The sequence below is a fragment of the Solibaculum intestinale genome, from assembly GCF_040096205.1.
GTDB lineage: Bacteria > Bacillota > Clostridia > Oscillospirales > Acutalibacteraceae > Solibaculum_A > Solibaculum_A intestinale.
The window spans coordinates 15,413-35,498 of sequence record NZ_JBBMFD010000012.1 but is presented as its reverse complement, the minus strand read 5'-3'; the positions used below and the strand labels follow the sequence as shown (position 1 = coordinate 35,498).

The 20,086-nt window shown below is 57.2% G+C and carries 19 protein-coding genes and 2 tRNA genes; 7 read left to right on the top strand and 14 right to left on the bottom strand.

The window, feature by feature from the left end; translation table 11 throughout:
• Positions 1 to 61 precede the first annotated feature (61 nt).
• Together WMO26_RS08070 and WMO26_RS08065 are read left to right on the top strand one after the other, a co-directional pair.
• Entirely contained in the window at positions 62 to 1,540 is a 1,479-nt protein-coding gene (locus WMO26_RS08070; protein ID WP_349219462.1) for a tagaturonate reductase, read from the top strand.
• On the top strand, positions 1,537 to 3,018 hold the full coding sequence (locus WMO26_RS08065; protein WP_349219460.1) for a UxaA family hydrolase: 1,482 nt from the start codon (positions 1,537 to 1,539) through the stop codon (positions 3,016 to 3,018). The genes WMO26_RS08070 and WMO26_RS08065 overlap by 4 nt, the downstream gene beginning before the upstream one ends.
• 354 nt (positions 3,019 to 3,372) lie before the next feature.
• Here the strand turns inward: WMO26_RS08065 and WMO26_RS08060 are convergent, their stop codons facing one another.
• The 6 genes from WMO26_RS08060 to prfB form a co-directional block, all read right to left on the bottom strand.
• Complete coding sequence (locus WMO26_RS08060; RefSeq protein ID WP_349219458.1) at positions 3,373 to 3,837, bottom strand: hypothetical protein; 465 nt, start codon at positions 3,835 to 3,837, stop codon at positions 3,373 to 3,375.
• A 316-nt stretch (positions 3,838 to 4,153) separates the two neighbouring features.
• Positions 4,154 to 4,229 (bottom strand) — tRNA-Thr (locus tag WMO26_RS08055).
• 2 nt (positions 4,230 to 4,231) lie between these two features.
• Positions 4,232 to 4,308 (bottom strand) — tRNA-Asp (locus WMO26_RS08050).
• Between the two features lie 248 nt (positions 4,309 to 4,556).
• The gene (pduL, locus tag WMO26_RS08045) at positions 4,557 to 5,138 is read right to left on the bottom strand and encodes a phosphate propanoyltransferase (protein WP_349219456.1); all 582 of its coding nucleotides are present in this window, start codon (positions 5,136 to 5,138) and stop codon (positions 4,557 to 4,559) included.
• An 80-nt stretch (positions 5,139 to 5,218) separates the two neighbouring features.
• The gene (locus tag WMO26_RS08040; RefSeq protein WP_349219454.1) at positions 5,219 to 6,442 is read right to left on the bottom strand and encodes a collagen binding domain-containing protein; all 1,224 of its coding nucleotides are present in this window, start codon (positions 6,440 to 6,442) and stop codon (positions 5,219 to 5,221) included.
• A 247-nt stretch (positions 6,443 to 6,689) separates the two neighbouring features.
• Entirely contained in the window at positions 6,690 to 7,820 is a 1,131-nt protein-coding gene (prfB, locus tag WMO26_RS08035; protein ID WP_349219452.1) for a peptide chain release factor 2, read from the bottom strand.
• 229 nt (positions 7,821 to 8,049) lie between these two features.
• Between prfB and WMO26_RS08030 the strand changes: the two genes are divergently transcribed.
• From WMO26_RS08030 to rpsR, 5 genes are all read left to right on the top strand, one after another.
• Positions 8,050 to 9,012: an RING finger protein gene (locus WMO26_RS08030; RefSeq protein ID WP_349219450.1), complete on the top strand. Its 963-nt coding sequence runs from the start codon at positions 8,050 to 8,052 to the stop codon at positions 9,010 to 9,012.
• Positions 9,013 to 9,093: 81 nt separating this feature from the next.
• Positions 9,094 to 9,963 carry a UTP--glucose-1-phosphate uridylyltransferase GalU gene (gene galU / locus WMO26_RS08025; RefSeq protein WP_349219448.1) on the top strand — a complete coding sequence of 290 codons (870 nt, stop codon included), beginning with the start codon at positions 9,094 to 9,096 and terminating at the stop codon, positions 9,961 to 9,963.
• Positions 9,964 to 10,131: 168 nt separating this feature from the next.
• Positions 10,132 to 10,428, top strand: a complete 297-nt coding sequence (gene rpsF / locus WMO26_RS08020) for a 30S ribosomal protein S6 (protein WP_349219446.1) — start codon at positions 10,132 to 10,134, stop codon at positions 10,426 to 10,428.
• Positions 10,429 to 10,438: 10 nt separating this feature from the next.
• Positions 10,439 to 10,876, top strand: a complete 438-nt coding sequence (locus tag WMO26_RS08015) for a single-stranded DNA-binding protein (RefSeq protein ID WP_349219444.1) — start codon at positions 10,439 to 10,441, stop codon at positions 10,874 to 10,876.
• Between the two features lie 35 nt (positions 10,877 to 10,911).
• Positions 10,912 to 11,157 (top strand): 30S ribosomal protein S18, encoded by a 246-nt coding sequence (gene rpsR / locus WMO26_RS08010; protein WP_349219442.1) that lies wholly within the window; start codon positions 10,912 to 10,914, stop codon positions 11,155 to 11,157.
• 337 nt (positions 11,158 to 11,494) lie between these two features.
• Here rpsR and WMO26_RS08005 read toward each other — a convergent pair whose 3' ends face one another.
• The 8 genes from WMO26_RS08005 to murG form a co-directional block, all read right to left on the bottom strand.
• On the bottom strand, positions 11,495 to 11,668 hold the full coding sequence (locus tag WMO26_RS08005) for a hypothetical protein (RefSeq protein WP_349219440.1): 174 nt from the start codon (positions 11,666 to 11,668) through the stop codon (positions 11,495 to 11,497).
• A 63-nt stretch (positions 11,669 to 11,731) separates the two neighbouring features.
• A complete protein-coding gene (locus tag WMO26_RS08000; RefSeq protein ID WP_349219438.1) occupies positions 11,732 to 14,056 on the bottom strand; it encodes a SpoIIE family protein phosphatase in 2,325 nt (774 codons plus the stop codon).
• Between the two features lie 192 nt (positions 14,057 to 14,248).
• On the bottom strand, positions 14,249 to 15,346 hold the full coding sequence (gene ftsZ / locus WMO26_RS07995) for a cell division protein FtsZ (protein ID WP_349219436.1): 1,098 nt from the start codon (positions 15,344 to 15,346) through the stop codon (positions 14,249 to 14,251).
• A 131-nt stretch (positions 15,347 to 15,477) separates the two neighbouring features.
• The gene (locus WMO26_RS07990; RefSeq protein WP_349219434.1) at positions 15,478 to 15,840 is read right to left on the bottom strand and encodes a small basic family protein; all 363 of its coding nucleotides are present in this window, start codon (positions 15,838 to 15,840) and stop codon (positions 15,478 to 15,480) included.
• A 17-nt stretch (positions 15,841 to 15,857) separates the two neighbouring features.
• Positions 15,858 to 16,637, bottom strand: coding sequence for a DUF881 domain-containing protein (locus tag WMO26_RS07985; protein ID WP_349219432.1), 780 nt, complete (start codon positions 16,635 to 16,637; stop codon positions 15,858 to 15,860).
• A gap of 41 nt (positions 16,638 to 16,678) precedes the next feature.
• Positions 16,679 to 17,572, bottom strand: a complete 894-nt coding sequence (locus WMO26_RS07980) for a cell division protein FtsQ/DivIB (RefSeq protein ID WP_349219430.1) — start codon at positions 17,570 to 17,572, stop codon at positions 16,679 to 16,681.
• 31 nt (positions 17,573 to 17,603) lie between these two features.
• The gene (murA, locus tag WMO26_RS07975) at positions 17,604 to 18,857 is read right to left on the bottom strand and encodes a UDP-N-acetylglucosamine 1-carboxyvinyltransferase (protein ID WP_349219428.1); all 1,254 of its coding nucleotides are present in this window, start codon (positions 18,855 to 18,857) and stop codon (positions 17,604 to 17,606) included.
• 98 nt (positions 18,858 to 18,955) lie between these two features.
• Positions 18,956 to 20,086, bottom strand: a complete 1,131-nt coding sequence (murG, locus tag WMO26_RS07970) for an undecaprenyldiphospho-muramoylpentapeptide beta-N-acetylglucosaminyltransferase (protein WP_349219543.1) — start codon at positions 20,084 to 20,086, stop codon at positions 18,956 to 18,958.

Sequence of the window (20,086 nt, the reverse complement as noted above, 5' to 3'; positions counted from 1 at the left end):
TGGGCGAGCCCTTTGCCGGGGCCGTTTTGGGGGAATCAATCAAAATCGTGAGGCGAATAACATGAATCTGCTCAATTACCAAACGCTAAAGGACCAGGGTTACGACGGCTATCTGCTCAAGGACGCGCCCGAACGGGTGCTGCAGTTCGGCGAGGGAAATTTCCTGCGGGCTTTTGTGGACTGCTTTATCGACCAGATGAACGAAAAAGCAGGCTTTGACGGCAAAGTGGTGCTGGTCCAGCCCATTGCGCCGGGTCTAGCGAAGCTCATCAACGACCAGGAGGGGCTTTATACCCTGTTCCTGCGGGGCCGGGAAAACAAAGAGGCGGTCAACCGCAAACGGGTCATTTCCTGCGTGTCCCGCTGCCTCAATCCCTATGAGGAATACAAAGCCGTGCTCGACTGCGCCAAAAACCCGGATTTGCGCTTTCTGGTGTCCAACACCACCGAGGCGGGCATTGTGTTCGACCCCGCCTGCAAGGCGGACGACGCGCCGCCGTCCAGCTTTCCGGGCAAGCTGACCGCGTTTCTCTACGAGCGGTTCAAACTGGGGCTTCCCGGGTTTATCATCCTTTCCTGCGAGCTCATCGACCATAACGGCGAGGAGCTGAAAAAATGCGTCAAGCAGTATGTGGACCTGTGGGAGCTGGGAGAGCCGTTCGCCAAGTGGGTGGAAACAGAGAATACCTTCTGCTCCACTCTGGTGGACCGCATCGTCACCGGGTATCCCCGCAGCGAGGCGGCGGATATCTGCCAGGAGCTGGGCTATCAGGACAATCTGCTGGATACCGGCGAAGTGTTCGGCCTGTGGGTGATCGAGGGGCCCCAGTCCATCAAGGACGAGCTGCCCTTTGAGAAGGCGAAGCTGCCCATTTTGGTGGTGGACGACCATACGCCCTATAAGCAGCGCAAGGTTCGCATTTTAAACGGCGCGCATACCTCGATGGTGCTGGGCGCCTATCTGGCGGGGCAGGACATTGTGCGTTCCTGCATGGAGGACCCGGTGATCCACGGCTTTATGAACAAAGCCATTTATGACGAAATCATCCCCACCCTCGACCTGCCCAAAAACGAGCTTACCGATTTTGCCGCCGCCGTTACCGAACGGTTCCAAAACCCGTATATCGACCACAGCTTGCTTTCCATCTCCCTCAATTCCACCTCCAAGTGGAAAGCCCGGGTTATGCCGAGTCTGGTGGAGTATGTGCAGCGCACCGGCAGTCTGCCCAAGTGCCTGACCTTCTCCTTCGCGGCCTACGTCGCCTTCTATCACAACGGGAAGGAGAAGGGAGAAAACTGCCTCGTCGGCAAACGGGGAGAAAACACTTACGAAATTAAGGACGATCCGTGGGTGCTGGACTTTTACTATGACCATCGCAATGACGACGAAGCGGACATTGCCCGGGCAGTGGTGAACAACGAGCGGATGTGGGGGCCCCAGTTGGCGGCGCTTCCCGGATTTGAGGATGCCGTGGCCCAGGCGCTCATGCGCATAAAGGCCGTAGGCATGTACCAGGCAATGGAGGAGTGTCTTGCATGAAAGCCATCCGGATTCACCCGCTTGACAACGTAGCGGTGGCGATGGAGCCCATCGCAAAGGGAGAAACGATAACGCTGGAGGACGGCGTGTGTGTAACGGCTTTGCAGGACATCCAGAGAGGCCATAAAATCGCACTCATTGCCCTTTCGGCTGGAGAACCCATACGAAAATATGGCTGCGTCATCGGCCTTGCCAAGGCCCAGATCGCACCGGGCGAGTGGGTGCACACCCACAATGTGCGCACCGGCCTTTCGGAAGAAGGCGACTATGTGTACCGCCACAAGGCCTTTGCGCTGCCTCCGGTATCTCCCCGGACCTTCCAGGGGTTTCGCAGGGCGGACGGCCGGTGCGCCATCCGCAACGAAATCTGGATTCTTCCCACCGTCGGATGCGTCAATTCCATTGCCCAGCGGCTGGTTCGGGAAAACCAGCACCTGGTTTCCGGCAGCGTGGAGGGACTCTATACCTTCCCCCATCCCTTCGGGTGCAGCCAGATGGGAGACGACCACGCACAGACGCGACGGCTTCTGGCGGCACTTACCCGCCATCCCAACGCCGGGGGCGTGCTGGTACTGGGGCTTGGCTGCGAGAATTTAACCATGGAGCAATTTCAAACCGAGCTTGGTACTTGGGACGACCGTCGGGTCAAATTCCTTACCTGCCAGGACGTGGAGGACGAAATGCAGGCCGGTGCAGCTCTTTTGGAGGAGCTGGCCGACTATGTTAAGACCTTTACCCGGGAGGCCATCCCTGCGGGAGAACTGGTGGTGGGAATGAAGTGCGGAGGGTCGGACGGGCTTTCCGGCATCACCGCCAACCCCACAGTGGGACGCTTTTCCGACCGGCTGATTGCCCTGGGAGGGTCTACGGTGCTCACTGAGGTACCCGAGATGTTCGGCGCCGAGTCCATCCTGTTCGACCGCTGTGCCGATGAAACGGTTTTTGCCAAAGCGGTGGCCATGATTCAAAGCTTCAAGAACTATTTCACCAGCCACGGGCAGGTGGTTTACGAAAACCCCAGCCCCGGCAACAAGGCCGGCGGCATCACCACCCTGGAGGATAAATCGTGCGGCTGCGTACAAAAGGGAGGCAGCGCCCAGATTGTGGACGTGCTGGAATACGGCCAGGCAGTGACGAAAAAAGGGCTCAATCTTCTCAGCGGCCCGGGCAACGACTTAGTGAGCGCCACCGACCTTACCGCCGCAGGAGCACATCTGATTTTATTCACAACCGGCAGAGGCACGCCCTTCGGCGCGCCTGCGCCCACGGTGAAGATTTCCACCAATACCGCCCTGTTTGAAAAGAAGCCCGGCTGGATCGATTTTAACGCCGGTACCGTAGCCCAGGGGGAAAGCCTAAATAGCGCCGCAGACCGGCTGCTGGACTTTGTTCTCAAGGTCGCAAGCGGTACGCAAACCCGGGCGGAGGAAAACGGCTTTCGGGAAATTTCCATTTTTAAGGACGGCGTGGTGCTGTAACTTACCGCCTCAACTGGTCCGGCTGCCGGGAAGAAGGCGCTGTCAAAACTTTCGGAGAGCGGCAGGCCGGATAACGCAATGCTCTTTTCCAGAATCCGACGCCAAGAGCTACACGGCAGTTTGCTGCAACCGGTCATAGATGAGCGATCAAAAGTAAGGGACGTAGCTGAAGGGAACTATGCAATATGATCTCCTACAGCTACGTCCTGCGCTTCGCGCAGAGAAAATGACGGAGTTTTGTATCTGCACAAGTGCCCATTAGAACACACCATATACCAGCTTCTCTGCACGTATTAGGCAACACATAAAAATAGAAAATAAAAAAAGCCACCCAGCTGTACCAGAGCCGAGTGACTAATGATGAGAGGATTCGTGTGAAAAATATTCACCTCCCACAATTATTATAATTTGTTGGCGAATATTGTCAACAGTGGGAGGATGTAAAATGAAAAGATTAGCATGTGCCTTGTTGTCAATCTTACTATGTCTGTCTGTTTTTGCTGGCTGCTCAAATAGTGGAGACTCGTCAAGCCAAGTCTCGAATATACGATTAAATTCCTCGCTTTCTTCAAATTCAGACTTATCAAGTTCATCTTCGGTAGCCTCAAAGGCTACTACCGCATCAAGGGAAGTTCCTGTATTGTCGTCTACAACGGTGTCGTCAAATCCACCCGTGGAGAGCCGCACTGCTTCGTCGTCAGCTCCCAAATCTTCTTCTGCACCTAAAGCCTCCTCCGCGCCTGCACCAACAGAAGCCCAGAAGGAAACGCCTCCAGCTTCTTCGGCAGCAGCACAACCAAATCCAAACGATTCTATCACTGTGTATTACACCAGGACAGGTAAAAAATATCATTACGAAAATCCGTGTGGAAACGGCAAGTATTATCCTTGTACGCTGACACAGGCATTGCAAAAGGGGCTAGGTCCTTGTGAAAAGTGTGTTCTTCATTGACCGAAGGCGCAAAAATTACAAATAATCTGGGAAAATGAGAGAAAAAACGGAATGCATTTTATTGTCTGAACATCATATCCCCAAACTGAAATTTTAACTAAGGCGGCTGAAGGTTCATACTCTCCAGCCGCCTTTTAAGGCCTAAGCAAAAAGCCCTGCAATCTTTCGATTACAGGGCTTTTCTGGAGCTGATATCCAGATTCGAACTGGAGACCTCATCCTTACCAAGGATGCGCTCTACCGCCTGAGCTATATCAGCATTGGCGACCCGGAACGGGCTCGAACCGTCGACCTCTAGCGTGACAGGCTAGCGTTCTAACCAGCTGAACTACCGGGCCATCTTACTGGGCAATTGCATCCGAAAAACTAGTACTTTTCCGGTAAAACAAGGTTGGTTTGTACTTGCTTTTCATGCAACGTTGCTTATTATACCGTGAAGTTGGAACGCTGTCAAGAGATTTTTGCGGGTTTTTCGAAAAAAATCATAAAACTGATTTTCTGCTTGTTTTGGCTCGAATGATCGAGGTAAAAAAACGCTGCGGCAACCCTTTTCGACTGCCGCAGCGCATCGAATTCGGACAACGACTTATTTGATGATTTCGCCTTCCATGTTACCGGTGCAGCCGGCCGCATTGGATTCATCCGTGTCAATGTGCATCGCCAGAGCGAACTTCGGGCTGACACGCACCACCACGTCGCCAAACGTCAGGCTTCGTTCCGCGGAGGTGATCTTTACCCCGACGATCTGCTTATCCTCTACGCCGAATTCCTGGGCATCGGCCGGAGTCATGTGAATATGGCGCTTGGCAGCTATGACGCCGCAAGGGATCTCCACTTCGCCGCAGGGACCGACAATTTTACATCCCGGGGTGCCTTCGATATCACCGGACTCGCGCACCGGAGCGGCAATACCGATGGAACGGGCGTCGGTCAGCGAAATTTCCACCTGGGAGCTGGGACGCACCGGGCCTAGGATGGAAACGTTCTTAAGCTCCTTTTTTGGGCCGACCACCGTTACCCGCTCTTCACAGGCAAACTGGCCCGGCTGGGACAGCATCTTCTTAACGGTAAGCTGCGCGCCCTCGCCAAACAGCGTCGCCAGGTCGGCGGCGGACAGATGAACATGGCGGGCAGAGGTTTCAACCAGAATCTTTTTCACGACATGCATCTCCTTATATGTACACTTTTCACTTTATTATACCATAGGCGACCAGAAGAAATCAACTGCTAACTGGAAAAGATATGCTATTATACGTATCCCAGCTTTTTGAGGGTATTATAGGTCAGGTTGCGCCGGTAGGTATACTTTCCCATGACCGGGTTTTCCAGCGCGTAAGCATGGAAATTGTCCAGGTTCAGGGCTTTGCCGTCCTCCTGGATGGCTTCCAGAATCTCGCGGGCGCGCTTGGGGCTTTGGTTATAAAGATCCGCATAGTAGATAAGCGCACCTTCTTCGGTAATCCCACGATTGCGGCCGTAGACCAGATAAGCGGAGATGTCTTCCTCAGCGGTGGCGTCCTGCACGGTCTTACTTACATCGGTAGCCAGAAGGCCGCGCATGATGGAGGCTTCCGAGGAGGTCAGGATGCGGTTGTTCCAGATGTAATTGGTCTGGTGCAGCTCGTCGAGCATGGAAGAACCGGTCAGATGGCTTTCCACCGTCTTCGGGTCCTGCACGAGCATATTTTTAACCAGGTCGTGGGCGCGGGTAGCGTGCCATCCCAAGCAGCCGATGCTCAGAGCGTTGTTGTCATCAGGAATAACAGTGGTGTACGTCCCTTCGTTAGCCACGATAACCACCCGGGCGTCCCGCAGCAGGCGGTAAGCGTCCACCTCGCTCTGGGTTACCTGGAACGCGTAAGGCTCGGATGCCGTGCCGTAAGGGTCATCCCGCACATAGGCGGTCACCGTATAGGTCCCGGCTTCCAGCTTTTCGTTCTGATAGTCTTCATAAACCACGTTTCCCGCCGTATCCCGCAGCTCCAGACGAACCTTGGCGAGATCCGGGTAATTCTCCACCGTACAATAAGCGGAGGTGTTTTTCAGTTCCACCGCCGTAACCACCGGCTTTGGCACGTTGGAAAGCACCGATATGGTTATCTCCCGGTTGGCGGAATCCACATACCGGTTGCCCGCTACCACCTGGAAGGACTTCTCCCCCACTTGCGAAATGGAGAAGGAAACCGTCCAGTAAAGCCGGCCGCTTTTGTCCACCGCGCCGTCCGTCGCCTGGGCGACCAGACTGCCGTTTTGGTCATATACCTGCACATGGGTGGTGCTGCGCCCGGTCACCACCTGCAGCTGCACCGAATCCCCCACATGGATGGTGCCAGGTTCCGCCTTAACGGCATACAGCGTGTCCGCCACCGCAGAAAGCTCCGAATAGGCGGGCGCCGCCGACACCGACTGCGCGCCGCAAAGGACCATTGCCAGAAACAAGGCCGCCGCAATCATTCGCTTGGATCTTTTCATTGTAACCTCCGTCCTGCAGCGCCGGGCTTGCGTTTCCCAGGCTGCATCCCATCCCTTTTCGCTGCAACAAGTTTGCATTCTTGGGAGCTTGTCCTATTTTCGCCGATAAAAGAAAAAATGAGACAATAGGCGGGCGCAGCCCGTCCTATGATCTCATTCATTCTAGCAGAAAAAGTTACTTTTTTCAACTATATTTCCACGGAAAAGGTAAGATATTCTCACAATGGATCCCAGTGAATTCCTGTTGTTACAGATCCAGGTTTTCCTGAAGCTGGCCCAGGCTTTGCGCTTTCAAATAGGCGTTGATGAACCCATCCAGGTCCCCGTCCATGACGGCGTTGATGTTGCCCATTTCATAACCGGTACGATGGTCCTTTACCAGGGTATAGGGCATAAATACATAGGAACGGATCTGAGAGCCCCAGCCGATTTCCTTCTGCTCGCCCTTGATGTCCTCGATGCGGTCCAGGTGCTCGCGCTCCTTAATTTCCACCAGCTTCGACTTGAGCATGGTCATACACACCGCCCGGTTCTGATGCTGGCTGCGCTCATTCTGACAAGCTACCACGATGCCGGTGGGAAGATGGGTGATACGCACCGCCGAGGAGGTCTTATTGACCTTCTGGCCGCCCGCGCCCGAGGAACGGTAGGTGTCCACCTTCAGGTCCTCGTCCTTGATGTCGATCTGGATTTCGTCGTTGATTTCCGGGATGATTTCCAAGCTGGCAAAGGACGTATGCCGCCGGCCCGACGCGTCGAAGGGAGACACCCGCACCAGCCGGTGCACCCCCACCTCGCTCTTTAGATAGCCGTAGGCGTTGAGCCCCTCTACCAGGATGGAGGCGCTTTTGATTCCCGCCTCTTCCCCGTCGAGATAGTCGAGAATCTTATACTTGAAGCCGTGGCGCTCGGCCCAGCGGGTGTACATCCGGTAGAGCATCTCCGCCCAATCCTGGGCTTCGGTGCCGCCCGCGCCTGCGTGGAAGGTAAGAATGGCGTTGTTCTGATCGTATTCGCCGGTTAACAGCGTGGACAGCTTTTGGGTTTCCAGCTCGTTTTGCACCCGCTCTACGCCTTCTTTGGCTTCGTCCAAATGAGAAAGGTCCCCTTCCTCGTCAGCGATCTCAATGAGCATAAGGGTTTCCTCGAAATCGTCGGACAAGGACTGATAGGCGGCGATCTTGTTTTTGATGCCGCTGATTTTGCGGAGAACCTTCTGAGAATTGTCCATATCATCCCAGAAGTTCGGCTGGGCGGACTGCTCCTCGAGCTTCGCCTGTTCCTCCTTCAACGCCTTGAGTCCCATGGCCTCGGCCAGTTCCGAAAGTTCGGGCTGCATGCCTTCCAGCTTCAATTTTAATTCTTCGTACTGTATCACGTTCTCTTCATCCTTTTTTGCAGATTCAAGCGTCTTTTTTGCGCAGACGCCGTTGCCATAACAGATGTATTATAGTGCGAAACCGCCGCAAAGTAAAGGAAAACGCAGAGGGCAGAATAATCTTTTCGTTCAGAAGGATTGAACAAACGGGGATGTTTGGTTATAATAGTAAAGAAAAGCGGAAAATTTGGCAAGCGATTGTGGCCTTTTGAACACGGGAGGTTCTTCTATGATTTCCTATACCGACCTGAGCTGTCCGGTCTGCCACCAGCCCTTCAAGGCGGATGACGACGTGGTGGTCTGCCCGGTCTGCGGCGCGCCTCATCACCGGGAATGTTACCGAAAAGAGGGGCACTGCGCCTATGCGGACACCCACGGCACCGAGGAGCAGTGGCAGCGTCCCGAACGACAGGCGCAAGAGCCGGATGAAGACGACCCGCTGGCTGGGGTATGTCCCCGGTGCGGCTATAAAAACCCGCCGGGCACCTTATTCTGCGTCAAATGCAGCCTTTCCCTTAAAGACGGCAACCCATCCACCCGTTTTAACGGCGAGCCGCCGCCTCCGCCCCGACCCCAGCCGGGAGACCAGCCCTTCTCTCCCTTCGGCCCCATCATGCTCGACCCATACGGCGGCGTGGATCCGGGGCATTCCATCGGCGGCATCCCGGTGCCGGAAATTGCCTCCTTTGTGGGAGAGAATGCTTCTTATTATCTGCCTCGGTTTTACCAGATGCAGAAAAACAAGTCCCCCATCAGCCTGAACTTCGCCGCTGGCCTTCTCGACCGGTTTTGGGTGCTGTTTCGCCGGATGAGCGGTTTTTTTGCTCTGCTGTTTGCGGTGACCACCCTTTTGTCTCTTCCGTCGACGATTATTTACGCCCAGTACACCATTGCTCTGGCCTCCGGCGCGCAAACCTTCGAGCCCTCTCAGACTCTGGCCATTCTCAGTACCGTATTCAGCTATGTGAGCCTTGCCGTGCGTCTGCTGCTGCTTGTTTTCAGCAACCGGCTTTACATGGCCTATGTGCTGCGCAGCATCAAGCGCATCCGGGCGCGGGGTCTAGACCCGCTGGCCTATCAGGAGGCGCTGATGAAAAAGGGAGGCACCAAGGCGGTCAACATTTTGATCGTTATTGGGCTCAATGTGGCGGTAGCCGGGGTCCTGGCCCTGCTCTTGCTCTATGTTTTTTAGTGCGGGCCTTTCGGTCCGTCCCCAATATGGAAAGAGAACGGCCGGCGCCTTTCTCTTTCGCAGAATGGAGAGAAAATAAAAATGAAAATCAAAAAAGCTGTTATCCCGGCCGCGGGGCTGGGCACCCGGGTCCTTCCCATCACCAAGGCGATGCCCAAAGAGATGCTTCCCATTGTGGACAAGCCTTCCATTCAGTACATTGTGGAAGAAGCGGTGGCCGCCGGCATTGAGGACATTCTAATTATTTTAAGCCGGGGCAAAAGCATCGTGGAGGACCACTTTGACCGCAGCCCGGAGCTGGAGGAGCGTTTGTCCGCCACCGGCAAGGAGGAGATGCTCAGAGAAGTCAAAGCCATTTCCGAGCTTGCCAACATCACCTACCTGCGCCAGCGGGAGCTCAAAGGGCTCGGGCACGCGGTGTATGAGGCGAGAAGCTTTGTAGGGGACGAGCCTTTTGCGGTTCTTTACGGCGACGATGTGATTATCGGCGCGGATCCCGCCTGCGGCCAGCTTTGCCGGGCTTACGAGGAATTCGGCCTGGGCGTGGTGGGCGTCAAGGAGGTCAGCACTGAGGCGATCCTCAAATACTCCTCCCTGGCGGTTACCCCCATTCGGGACAACCTCTTCACCGTTACCGACATGGTGGAAAAACCAAAGCCGGAGGAGATTTTATCCCATTACGCGATTTTGGGCCGCTGCGTGCTGCCGCCGGAGATTTTCAGGCTCCTGGAAAACACAAAGCCGGGCGCAGGCGGCGAAATCCAGCTGACCGACGCCATGAAGGTTCTTTGCCGCACCAAGCATATGACCGCGGTGGACTTTACCGGCAAGCGGTACGACATGGGCAACAAGCTGGGCATTTTGCAGGCGACCTGCGAGGTGGCGCTCACCCATCCGGAGGTGGGCGAAGGGTTCAAAGCGTATCTCAGGGAGCTGTGCAAAACACTTTGAGGCGGCGAACCGAAAAAAGCAGATTTTGGAGCATCCAAGCAGATTTTTCTTGACTGCTTGGATGCTTTCTGCTATAATTCATCTGTTAACGCGCAGCTAATGCGCGTTTCATCCTTGCTCCTGCCGAAAAAGGGCGGGGGCCATAGTCCAAAAGGAGGTGCAAACGACATGGCAAATGTAACTGGCAAGTATGAGTCCGTCCTCATCGTTTCGTTGAAGAGCGGCGAGGAAGCGGTCGCGGCGACGGTGGAGAAGTTCAAGACCCTCATCGAGCAGAACGCGACCCTCGAAAGCGTGGACGAGTGGGGCAAACGCCGCCTGGCTTACCCCATCAACGATGAAACCGACGGTTATTACGTTCTCTACAATTTTGAGAGCGCTCCTGCCTTCATCGCGGAGCTGGACCGGATCTACAAGATCACCGACGGCGTGCTTCGTTCCATCATCGTACGCAAGGAAGCGTAAGGAGGCCGCTATGCTCAATCATGCAGTTTTGATGGGTCGGCTGGTGGCCGACCCGGAACTTCGGCACACGCCCAACAGCATCCCGGTTACCCGCTTCACCTTGGCGGTGGACCGCAATTTCTCGTCCCAAAGCGGCGAGCGCCAGACGGATTTCATCGACATTACCGCGTGGCGGAAAACGGCGGAGTTCGTCTCCCGCTATTTTCACAAGGGCATGCTGGTAGCGGTGCAGGGTTCTATCCAGACCCGCAGTTATACCGACAACCAGGGTATCAAGCGCAAAGCGTTTGAGATCGTGGCGGACAATGTATATTTCGCCGAGCCCAAACGGGATTCCGCTTCGGCGCCTTCCTATGACCCGGCTCCGGCACCTGCCGCGCCTACGTCCTACCAAAGCGGCGACGCGGGAGATTTCCAGGAAATCGAGGACGACGATCTGCCGTTCTAATGAATTTGAACGAGACTACAAGGAGGAACTGACTCATGGCTTATGACCGCTCTGACCGTCCCCGTGGACGCAAAGGCCGCAAAAAGGTTTGCAGCTTCTGCGTCGACCGGGTTGAGAATATCGATTACAAAGATGTCAACCGTCTGCGCCGCTTCATTTCGGAGCGCGCGAAGATTCTGCCCCGCCGTGTTACCGGCACCTGTGCCAGACATCAGCGCGAGCTGACCGTCGCCATCAAGCGTGCCCGTCACATTGCTCTGCTGCCCTTCATCAGCGACTAAGAAGTTTCTCAAAGGCCCCGGCTTTGTAGCCGGGGCCTTTTTTCATGCGGTTTTATCAAGACGGAGCCGACGGCCGGCAAACCGCATCCTGTGCTAAAATAGAGTTGTAACTTTCGCTCGGGTATAATTATAAAGCATAACCGCGCCGTTTTTTCTTTCGGTTCTGGCGGCAAAAGGCTTGGGCACGGTCATAGAACGCCCGAACACTGCAGAGATCCGCCGCCTGCGAAGAAATGCAGTGATTTTGAGGCGACCAGTGCCGGTCAAAGTCTATAGTCCGTTCCTGTGCGGGTACAGGCAAAGGCCCCGGCGGAAAATTCCGCCGGGGCCTTTGTGTTCAGCAGCCGCTCTTCGCGTTCCCTTCTTCTTGGTCCTCCGGCAATTTGGCTCCATTGCCGTTATAGCTGCCTACGATCATCCCTCTTTTTACGGGAGAAAGAAAAATTCCAATGACAATTCCCAACAAAAGCATACAAATTCCGGGCAGAAAACGACGGTTCTTCTTTTCCATGGCGCTTCCCTCCTTTTTTCTCATTCTACTCGTTTTCCGCTCCGGATGCAAGGATAGGTCTTTTTATGCGCCCTTTCGCACCGCGCCCACCAGAACAGTCATGTCGTCCTCGTGGTCGCCCGCCCGCTCCAGGGCCAGCTTAAGCAGATGATCGGCGAACTCCTGGGCGTCTTCCCCGTCAAAGCCGATCAGCTCGTCCTCAATCCAGCCGATTTCCTCGGTGTCCACTCCGTCGGACATCATCAGGACCACGTCGCCCGGCGCCACCTTGTATTCCGACTGCTCAAAGCGCACGTCCCGCAGAATGCCCACCGGCAGGGAAACGGTGTCGCACTTGAGGATCCGGCCGTTTCGCCGCAGGAGGGTGATGGGCGCTCCCGCCTTGCGCACAATGAGTTTCCCGGTATAAAGGTCAAGGCTTGCCACGTCTAAGGTGGCCAGAGCCTCGTCGCCGGATTTTACGAGCAGGGCCGAATTGACGATATTCAGAGCGTTGTCATAGCCGAATCCGGCACAGACCAGACGCTCGAGCAGGCCGGAAGCCATAGCGCCCTCCACGGCGGCCCGGCCGCCACGGCCCATGCCGTCGCTGATGACCAGGACTTCGTGACCACGGCCGTCGGAAAAGGTTTCGTAGGAGTCGCCGCACAAGGGCGCGTCTCCGCTTGCATGCTGGGCTTCCCCGATACGGATGGACAATGCCGCCCGTTCTTTAAAGACCAGCCGCGCTTCATCCCCGGCCCAGTCCACGGTGGGATGGGAGAAATCCCGGTCACAGGCATGGGACACGTCGTCGGTAAGCTCTGCTTTGTTGACGCGGATGCCCGCGTGGCCCGCCACCGAAGCGGTGACCTCCATGCGGCGGTACCGGTCCACCACGCAGCTGACCTCCAAGGGAAGCAGCCCGTTTTGCTCAAGGGCCTCCCTCACCCGGGATGCCGCTTCGGTATCGTAGCATTCCGCTTCCTCGAATTCTTCGGTCAGCTCCGACAGCATCCGGGACATTCCTTCAAACTGGTCGGCCATGACCGCGCGGATTTCCGCCGCTCGGCGCTCGGCGCCTTCGCGAATGCTGAAATTCTGGTAGCTGTGGTTGATTTCCTTGACCATGTCCTCCGGCCGGCAGCAGCGGCGCTTGAACTGGGAGGGTGCGTCGTCGAGGGTGATGGTCCCCTTTTCCCGGAGGGCATCGGTCATATCGTTGAGGGCGCTCTGGGTATCGTTATAGGCCGGGCCCCAGCAGAACATGCGCAGGCCGCAGTCCTTGCAGACGTCGTCGCTGGCATGCTGGTAAACGGTGGATATATTCGGAGCGCTGATTTTGCGCAGCTTATCGGTGACGACGCCCACCGCCTGGGAGATCTCTCCCAGCGCCTTAGAGGCAAAGCCCAGCCGCATGACGATGGCCCGGCGCAGCCCTTCCGCCGAAGGAACGTCGCTTTTCGGGTTGAGCGCCTTGGAAAGATCAGCCCCCAGGCTCTTTGGAATCAGCACGAACACGAGAGCGCCAACCAGCGCTTCATAAATACCCGCGTACACGCCGGGCGAGCCGCCCACGGCCACGGCCACAATACCGTTTGCCAAGAGGAAAGACAGGGCGGTGGCCAGCTTGCCCATGGGGGCGAACACCCCGCCCATCAGCCCGCCGAAGGCATAGGCGGTGCCCAGGTGCTGCATACCGGCGCCACTCAGGCCCATGATGAGCCCGGCGGCCACTCCGGCGATAGCGCCCGCGGCCTCGTGCCCGTACCGGGCGGCGCAGAGGACCAGGGCGACCGCCACGATCCGGCCGGGCGAAACGCCCATATAGTCAATCCCGGTCAGGCCCACCAGGGCGGCCCCCACTGAGATCACCAGGCTGCAAAGCTCCTGGCGGCTCAGCGACGAGGCGGACCAGGGCGAATAGAGAAGCCCCACACTGATGTGAAAGAAATAAGCCGCACCTCCGGCAAGCAGCGCTTCGGCTACGCCGGTTACCGCGGCGTTCAGGGTCATACCCTGCACCACAAGCGGGATGGAGCCGGTAAGCAAGGTAGCCAAAAAGGCCACAATGGGAGCAAAGGCCGGATGGCGGGACACCTTTCCCGCGCCCGCCAGGGCCCAGCGGATGGAGGTCACGGCGAATAAGGCCGCCACATACCGCATGGCGGTGAACCCCGCGCCGGGCAGCAGGTACCCCAGCGCCGTACCCATAGCGACCACCAAGCCACTGGGAAAAGGCACCGCCGCTGCAAACGCCACTCCGAATGGCGCCAGGTTTTCGAATACCGTCGCCTGGGAGAGAAGCACGCCCAGCAGCGCCAACCCCGCCGTCCTCGCGAAACGCAGCGCCTTGTCCGACACGCCGCGCTTTTTCACCCCTTGCGTACCGAGGGACTGTTCTTTCACTGTGACTCACCGCCTGCCTAAAAAAGTAGGCCGCCCGACGAATCGGACGGCCGGTGTTTCCATTATATGGAACAGAATCAACGAATTCTGTCACATCCTGGACCCAAACCACTATTTCTATGCAGGTTTTTGCACGGTTAGAACCAAACCGCGGAAAAAGCACGTTCTCTCCGCCGCCGGCCTTATTCCGCCTTAGTTCTGGCGCTTATTAAACAGGGACATGATGTCGAAAAAGTCCGGATCGTCGGTGTTCGCTTGGGCATCGGTTTTGGCCGGTTCCCCTGCACCTGACACCGCGGCAGAGGACGCTGCCTGCTGCTGGACCTTTTCCTGCTCCGCCTTGTCAAAGCCAGTAGCGATGACGGTGATGCGCATGGTGTCCTGCATGTTGTCGTCAAACGCCACGCCCCAGATGATGTTGGCATCCGGGTGGGCGGCCTTGGTGATCATGCTGGAGGCAAGGTCGATGTCGTCGAGCCCGATGTCCGGCGAAGAGGTGATGTTGATGATGACGCCCTTGGCCCCGTTGATGGAGGTTTCCAGCAGGGGGCTGGCCACGGCCGCCTGGGCCGCCAGCTCCGCCTTGTCCTTGCCGCTGGCCTCGCCCACACCCATATGGGCGTAGCCCGCGTCCTTCATGACCGCGGTTACGTCGGCAAAGTCCAGGTTGATAAAGCCGGGAACCTTGATCAAATCGGAAATGCTCTGCACGCCGTGCTGAAGCACGTCGTCAGCCATGGTGAAGGCGTTGACCATGGTGATCTTGGTGTCGGTAACGGTCTTGAGGCGCTCGTTGGGGATGACCACCAGCGAATCCACATGCTCGCGCAGAGCGGTGATGCCCTGCTCGGCCTGCTCCATGCGGCGCTTGCCTTCAAAGGCAAAGGGTTTGGTTACAATGCCCACCGTCAGGATGCCCTGCTCCCTGGCCACCTCCGCGATGACCGGAGCCGCGCCCGTGCCGGTGCCGCCGCCCATGCCGGCGGTGATGAACACCATATGGGTGCCCTTTAAGGCGTTGGCGATTTCGTCACGGCTTTCCTCCGCCGCCCGCTGCCCCTTGTCGGGGTTGGAGCCGGCGCCCTTGCCTCCGGTCAGCTTGACGCCGATCTGGATCTTGTGGGTCGCCTGGGAAATGGACAGCGCCTGGCGGTCGGTGTTGACCGACACAAATTCCACGCCCTGCATATTGGAACCCACCATACGGTTGACGGCATTTCCGCCGCCGCCGCCTACGCCGACCACTTTAATCTGTGTCATTTCAAAGTCATTGGCAAACTCAAAGGCCATTTTACAAATCCTCCCACCGAACTGTTCTTCTCATTTCCCGGTATAGGCTACCGGCACTGTTTCGCCGCGCGCGAAGCTGGCGAGCCGTATTTCATCCTGTATCAAAGCAAACCAAATGGATTTGTCCTCTATTATACATCATCTTTCTTCTTTTTTGAATTCCAATTTAATAAAATTCTGCGTAAACCCGCGATATTTTGAAAAATTCGTGTGCCAAATACCACTACCGCAGCCAAATAGAGGTCCAAACTGAGCAAATTGCCAAAATAGGTAAGCACCACCGCCATCAGCGTATTGAAGAAAAAGCCGGTGACGAAGATGTTAAATTGAAAGGTCTGTTTCGCCTGGGCATGGAGGGCGCCCAACAGCGAGTCAAGTGCGGCGAGAAGGGCCACCGCCACATAGGTAGTGCAGGCAGGAGAAATGTACATGGGGAAAAAGAGGCCCAGCACAATCCCAACCGCCAATCCCAGTATGGAAAACACTGCGGTCATCCTACGTTCCTTCTTTCTCAGTCTGCGACGCGAAAATCGGTGGAGCCCACATAGGCCGGCACCGTGACGCTTGCTTGTACCTGCACCTTGACGTCAATGTATGGAGTAAGCAGGTCCACAACTCCCTTGCGCATGGTCAGCGCGTAATTGAGATCCTCTGCCTTGCCCACGGCGGTAATGACGAAGGGGGCGTTGTAGCGGTTGTTGTTGATGCTCACCGTACTGCCCGCACAGCGGATTTCCGACATGGCCACCACCCGCTCCCCGTTGACCGAGATGGCCTCGGCGCCCGCGTCGCGCAGTTCGTTGATGATCTTCATCAGGTCTTCTTCATGGACCATGTATTTTTCCGGGCTTACGCCGGCGTCGGCACCGGGGTTCTGCTTATCGTGCACCGTGACCACCACGCCCGGGCCGCTCAGCTCGGTAAGGCCTGCGAACCGTTCGGTCTGCTCAAGCTGCTGGCGCAAAATCTCCGCGGTTTTATCGGTATTGCCCGCGGCGTTTCGGATTTCGTCCAAATCCGCCCGGGCCCGTGAAAGCTGGGTTTCCAACGCCTTATTCTGCTCCTGCAAGGCGTTGACATCCTTTTGCAGGGTCTCGGCCCGCAGAATTTCCGGGCTTTGGGCCTGCGCCTCGTTTTGGCTCACACTGCGGATTTGCAGGGTGATGCCAAACCCGATCAGGAGAAAGATCACCGTGACGACCGCGATTCCCGACGCTTTGCCTCCGCCCCAATGCTTGTCCTTTTTTCCCGCTGTCTCCGTCTGCACAGGGACCTGTTTTTCCTCTTGCACCTTGTCTTGCACCGCCTTTTGGGGGCGAAGAACTGTCCCCTTTACTCGGATAATTCCTCAATTTTAACCGTCGCCTGAGTGGCCGTCAATATCAAGGTCATCTTCTTGCCCGCCGCTTCCTCCGCCTTCTTTTCCATAGCCGCCTTGCCCACGGCGATCTTCGCGTCGATTTCGCTGCCGGAACCCAGCAGCATGGTCACATTTTGGCCGTATTCCACCCGGATGTCCACCGGGTCGGAAAAGTCGATTTCAGAAGTCTTGTCTAATAGGGTATTCTCACGCAGGGCGTTTGTCAAGTCGGAAAGGATAATTTCTTTGTCTTTTTTTTCCAATTCATAATGCTGCCCCTCTTTTGCCTCCAAAAACGACAAACCTTGCACCAGGGGAATGGACTGCATGGGGGTATCGGTCAGCTCCAGCACTTTACCGGCGTGGTTGACCACCGCGTATTTCCCGTCGATGGCAAAGGTGAATTCCGGCTGCGCCTCACTCACTTCAATGGAAAGGCCAGTGGGCAGCTTGCGGCGGATGTGGGCTGTTTCCAGATAGGGAAGCTCGGTCAATAGTTTTTTCTGGGCGGCCTGCAAGTCAGCCAAAAGAAGGTTGTCCCCTTCCAGGATGCCGGCGGTTTTGATGATCTGCTCCGAATCGTACCGGCTGTCGCCGGTAACGGTGATGGTCTGAATGTTGAAAAATACGGTAAAGCACAGTGTGACGGCCACGCCCAGCACCAAAACGGCCATGACGGCGGCATAGAGCTTCACCGACATGCGCCGCCGCTTGCGCCGCACCGGACGGCGTTCGTCCGGCACCCGAACCTGCCGCTTGCCGCCGCTTTGGGACGCGGCCCGGGACGGGGCGGAGGCAGGCGTGCGCAAGGACCCGGTTCCCCGGGTCCTGCGCTTCTTTCTGGAAACTGGTTTACGTTCGCTCATGTCTACATCCTCACTGTGCCAGTTAATTTATTTATACTCTCTCCAACACCGCACCCACGGCGCGAAGCGTGTCTTCCATATGTTCATAGCCCCGGTCAAGATGGTGCAGGCCAGTAATCTCGGTGACGCCTTCGGCCGCCAGGCCCGCCACCACCAGCGCAGCGCCGCCCCGCAGGTCGGTGGCTTCCACCGGCGCACCGGACAGGCGCGGTACCCCTTCCACCACGGCTACCTTTCCTTCCACCTTGATGTGGGCGCCCAACCGCATCAGCTCTCCCACGTGCTTATAGCGGCTTTCAAAGATGTTCTCCACAAAGACGCTCGTACCGTCGGCCAGGGCGGCCATGGACATGACCGGCGCCTGGGCGTCGGTGGGAAAGCCCGGGTAGGGCATGGTACGCACGGTTTTCAACGAGTGCAGCCGGGGCGGGGCGGTAATGCGCAGGTCCCGCCCGTTGAGGGACAGGTCGCACCCGGCCTCGGAAAACAGGGAGAGAACCGGGCCTAAGTGGGCGGGGATGATGCCCCGCAGGCAGATGTTTCCCTGGGTGACTGCGGCGGCGGCCATATAAGTAGCCGCACAGATGCGGTCGGGGATGACGGTATGCTCGGTCCCGCTCAAGCGGGAAACCCCTTCGATGCGGATGGTCCCTTCCCCGGCTCCATAGATGCGCGCGCCGCAGCCGTTTAGAAAATCGGCCAGGTCGCTGATTTCCGGTTCCCTGGCGGCGTTGAGGATCCGGGTGGTCCCCTTCGCCGTGGCGCCGGCCAGGATGATGTTCTCCGTGGCACCCACGCTGGGGAAAGACAGAGTAATCTCGGTGCCGGTAAGGCCATTTTTGGCATAACAGTCCAGTTCCCCATGGCCCTCGTCGATGGTTAGGCCCAGCTGCCGCAGCGCGGTCAGATGCAGGTCGATGGGACGGGGTCCCAGCTCGCACCCGCCGGGAAAGCTGATGCGCGCCTTGCCGCATTTGGCGGCGATGGCGCCCAAAAACACCACGGAAGAACGCATTTCTCGCATGAGATTATCCGGAATGTCGCACCGGTCGATGCTGGAGGAATCGACGACGATGGTGCTCCCTTCCCTCTTCACCCGGCAACCCAGCCACTCTAGAATATGAATGGACGAGTCCACATCCGAAAGCTCCGGGCAATTATGTATGATGCTGGGAGTGTCGCCCAGGAGGGACGCCGCCAAAAGAGGCAGCGCGCTGTTTTTCGCGCCGTGCACCGTCAGTTCGCCGCAAAGGCGCTTTCCGCCCTGTACCATCAGTTTTGCCATATTTTCAGCACCCTTTCCTATAAAAAGCACAACCGAGGAATCAAATTCCCCTGCAACCTATCGTATGCCGGTACGTGCTTTTGGGTGCAAGACAGGGTTTACTTCTTCTGCTTTAGAACGCGGGTGATTACCCGGTAGATGCGTTCGCCTGCATCTAAAATCGCGGTTTCCTTGGCCCGCTCGCCCATCTTTTTGAGCCGGTCTGGGGTCGCGAGGATCTCCTTTACCGTATGCACCAGGGTCTCGCCGGTAAGCTTATCGTCCTCAATCAGGCAGGCCGCGTCCCGCTTGACCAGCGTCATGGCGTTATGATACTGATGGTTTGCGGTGACGTTGGGAGACGGGATCAGGATGGACGCCTTGCCCATGGCCTGCAATTCACTCAAGGTGATCGCCCCGCAGCGGCAGATGCAAAGGTCCGCCGCCGCCATGCAGCGGGCCATGTCGTCGATGTACTCGCGCACGTCGATGTTCTTCGCCCGGTTTAGGGGCACGCCTTTTTGCTCGATGAGAGCGGGCGTCCAGGAATACCCGGCCCGGCCGGTCCCATGGATGACCCGCACGTTTTTGAGCGGGTAGCACCAGGCGATCAGGTCGGCCATGGCACGGTTAATCCGGTCCGCCCCAAGGCTTCCGCCGAAGGAGAGGATCAGCAGGTCGTCCTTTGGAATACCCAGTTCCTCTCTCGCCTGTTCCCTGGTATACTGCAAGATTTCCTGGCGGAGGGGATTGCCGGTCACCTCAAAGGTGGCGTCCCCCTCAAAATGCTTGCGCGCATCCGCCACAGCGAGCATGACGCACTGGGCGGACTTTGCCAGCATTTTATTGGTCACGCCCGGATAGGCGTTTTGCTCGTGAATGACGATGGGGATCCCCATCTTGGCCGCCTTGCGCAGGGCCGGGCCGCTGACATAGCCGCCGGTGCCTACGGCGATGTCGGGCTTAAATTCCTCGATGATCTTTTTCGCCTGGCCGGTGGCGGTCATCACCCGGCGAAGGGCGCCTAAGTTATAGACGATGCCTTTGGGCGACAGACTGCGGGAAAAGCCCCGCGCGTCCACTGGGCGAAAGTCATACCCCGCCTTCGCCACCAGCTTAGCCTCAATTCCCTTGGGATTGCCAACAAACAGGATCTGTGCGTCCGGCTCCCTTTTGCGGATTTCTCCCGCGATGGCCAGGGCCGGATTGATGTGTCCGGCGGTTCCCCCGCCGGCCAGCAGCACCCGCAT